Raw genomic sequence first — 3068 nt, 5'->3', positions numbered from 1 at the left:
TTGTATATTAGTAATATATTTATATTACTAATACTATTTTAGCAAAAAAATAATAGGGTGTCAAGCCCTGCAAAAAAATTTTCGCTTTTACCGACCTTACCTATCCCTTATGGCAAATCTTGAGCTGACTGTCACCACCCCAGCCATTTTATCATTGTGCCCCCCCGTATGTGTCATTCCCGCGAAACTTGTCCCCGTGAAAACGGGGAGCGGGAATCTACGGGATAAACTCTGCAAAACAATCGCGTCTTTTATAAAAATGTGGAATAAACCCCGTAAGAAAAGGACCTGTCAGTTGTTTCTCGGAAATTTTATCCTCAATTTTCTTGGCATGTTTTTAGTGATCAAAAAATTTGAAAATTTCAAGTCTGGCACAGTTCGCAGTTCGCATAGTGATCAAAAAATTTGAAAATTTCAAGTCTGGCACAGTTCTCTGGCACAGTTCTCTGCCAGTTCTCTGCAGTTCTCTGGCACAGTTCTCAGTTCTTGCACAGTTCTTGCAGTTCTTGCTGGCACAGTTCTTGCAGTTCTTGCAGTTCTCGTTTGGCACAGTTCTCGTTCAGTTCTCGTTCTCCTGGCACAGTTCTCCAGTTCTCTGGCACAGTTCTTCTCCAGTTCTCTGGCACAGTTCTTGCATGGCACAGTTCTTGGCACAGTTCTGCATATCTCATCTATCAAAGGTTCCTGTATCCGATTAATCTCGTTTAATAATAATTCTTTTCTACTCATACTTTTTTCCCTCCGGTTTCGTTATTTATCTGTTCAAAAGAGGGTTTAATCACTGGGATATCTTCTTTCACAACTTTCCAAACTTTTTCTAAGTCAATCTCAAAATAATGATGAACAATTTTGTCTCTCATCCGAGCAATTTCTCGCCATGGAATATCGGGATTGTCTTTCTGAACCGATAAAGGAATATTTTTCACCGCTTCTCCGATAATTTCAATATTTCGCACCACGGCATCGCTAGTCTTTTTATCTTGTGTGAACTCTTTATATGTAAGACCAAATGTGAACTCCTCAATACTTTTTAAGGCAGTTAATATATCCTTAATAAAAAGAATATATTTCCGTTTCATAAATAAACCACACTCTGTAAAATATTTTTTTTCAATTCCTGTCGGATATCTTCCTTTGGGACAACTTCCGTTTTAACACCCAAAATATCTTCCAGAAATATTTCCAATCTCGCCAGTTTCAGAAGGCTTATGGTCTCGTTAAAACCAACCAAAATATCAATATCGCTTTTTGGGGTTTGTGTGTTTCTGACATATGAACCGAAAACACCGATTTCTTTGACTTTATATTTGTCGTGTAATTCAGTTTTATGTGCTTGTATTATGTTTTTGATTTCGTTGAGTGTTTTCATAACAAAAATTATAGCAAAAAAACTGCAAAAGTCAATAAAAAAATGACCGGCATACGCCCAGCCATTTTGTCACTGTGACCCCCGAACTTGATTCGGAGGAAACAATCCCGTCTTTTATGAAAAAAAAGACCTGTCCCCTTTTTCCTTTTTCCCGTCTGTGATGAGCGGGATTCATTTCCACCGCAAGCGGTGGTGTTTTCTGGTGGGGTGGGGTAAAATGAATGGTTTTGTCTTTAACACAGCGATTCTTCAGCCGATAAATCGGCTTCACAATAACATTTCTATGACAGACGATGGGGAACTACTAACTTCAGCAGACTACATTTTGAGCTTTTGTAAATAAAAAAGCAGAGGGGGCGAGCTGCTTTACTTCGTTCGGCATGACCTGCCGGGTCAGATGCTTCATTTCATTCAGAATGACCCTGTAAAGTTGCTTCGCAACAACCCAAGTTTAACAGTTGTTTTTCCCGACGGTGTTCCGTCGGAGAAATTTTGGACTGATTTAACACCTGTTTCCGTCGGAAACAGGTTTGCTCTTTGAAAAGTGTAGTGACAACTTTTTTATCAAAATATGAAGATTCCTCTTGACAAACTGAATTTTTTGTTGTATAATTTATGGTGAAAAATATGTTTCCGAGAATTATTACAACAAATCAAAATGGTATAAAATATCGCTACCTGGTCCTGGTTGAAAATTATCGTGAAGGCAACAGGATTAAACAGCGTAAAGTATATTCTTTTGGTGCAATCACTAATCCTGACACAAAAACAAGTGTTGATTCATTGCTATTAAAATTAAGACGATATTCAAGTGGTAATCTATTTAAGCCGGATGAACTTTCTACGGAAAACTCACAACTTTTTGGTCAACCTTTAGTTGTGAAAACACTCTGGGACAAACTTGAATTAACAAATGCTATCAAAACGTTTCTGCAGGGTAAAAAAGTAACTTTTGATGTTGTTATTTATCTTTTGATTTTAGTGCTTAACCATTTAATCGCACCAAAAAGTGATCTTGCAGTAAGCAGATGGTATAAGCAAATCTATCTCAAGGAACTGGAAGACAAAGAACTTGATTGGTACAATTTCTATCGTGCTTTAGATTATCTTTATGCAATAAAAGAAAAAATAGAAAATTATTTATTCAATAAACTCTGCGATTTATTTACCCTAAAGGTTAACATAGTATTTTACGACTTAACCAGCACTTATTTCGAAGGTGATGGTCCAGAGATTGCAAATTATGGTTATTCAAAAGATGGTAAACCTGGTTGTCATCAAATACTTCTTGCTTTAGTTGTCACAGAAGATGGTTTTCCTATCGCTGTAGAGGTATATCCTGGGAATTACCCTGAAACTTATACATTAGCGGATGCGTTAGAGAATTTAAGTAAACGATTTAAGATAAATCGTTGTATCTTAGTTTGTGATCGTGGCTTAGTAAGTAAAACTAATCTTAAAAATATCAAAGAGCATAATTTTCAGTATATAATTGCTATGAAATCAAGAGATAAGCAGATACTTAAAATAATAGATCCAGACTTAAAAACCTATAAACAGCTTGATGAAAACTTATTTAAATGTCGCCGAATACCCCGCAGCTTGCTGCGGGGATGAAGGCGACCGACAAATTTTGCCAAATTTTGTATAATAATATGTGGAGCTAAAACGAGCAAGTCACGCTGTATATGAACTCAAA

The 3068-nt window shown here is 36.6% G+C and carries 5 protein-coding genes; 2 read left to right on the top strand and 3 right to left on the bottom strand.

All coding sequences use genetic code 11. The features are described 5' to 3' along the window. Nucleotides 1-414: 414 nt before the first annotated feature. The 3 genes from AB1349_13345 to AB1349_13335 are packed head-to-tail and all read right to left on the bottom strand — an operon-like array spanning nt 415 to nt 1369. On the bottom strand, nt 415-729 hold the full coding sequence (locus AB1349_13345) for a hypothetical protein (GenBank protein ID MEW6558309.1): 315 nt from the start codon (nt 727-729) through the stop codon (nt 415-417). Then, nucleotides 726-1079, bottom strand: coding sequence for a DUF86 domain-containing protein (locus tag AB1349_13340; protein ID MEW6558308.1), 354 nt, complete (start codon nt 1077-1079; stop codon nt 726-728). The genes AB1349_13345 and AB1349_13340 overlap by 4 nt, the downstream gene beginning before the upstream one ends. Next, nucleotides 1076-1369 carry a nucleotidyltransferase family protein gene (locus tag AB1349_13335; protein ID MEW6558307.1) on the bottom strand — a complete coding sequence of 98 codons (294 nt, stop codon included), beginning with the start codon at nt 1367-1369 and terminating at the stop codon, nt 1076-1078. Before AB1349_13335 ends, AB1349_13340 begins: the two co-directional genes overlap by 4 nt. A 397-nt stretch (nt 1370-1766) precedes the next feature. Between AB1349_13335 and AB1349_13330 the strand changes: the two genes are divergently transcribed. Both AB1349_13330 and AB1349_13325 read left to right on the top strand, forming a co-directional pair. After that, the gene (locus tag AB1349_13330; protein MEW6558306.1) at nt 1767-1910 is read left to right on the top strand and encodes a hypothetical protein; all 144 of its coding nucleotides are present in this window, start codon (nt 1767-1769) and stop codon (nt 1908-1910) included. A gap of 86 nt (nt 1911-1996) precedes the next feature. Then, on the top strand, nt 1997-2986 hold the full coding sequence (locus AB1349_13325; GenBank protein MEW6558305.1) for an IS1634 family transposase: 990 nt from the start codon (nt 1997-1999) through the stop codon (nt 2984-2986). Nucleotides 2987-3068 lie beyond the last annotated feature (82 nt).

This window comes from Elusimicrobiota bacterium (assembly GCA_040757695.1).
Taxonomy (GTDB): Bacteria; Elusimicrobiota; UBA8919; order UBA8919; family UBA8919; genus JBFLWK01.
This window is presented reverse-complemented; position numbering and strand designations above follow the sequence as displayed.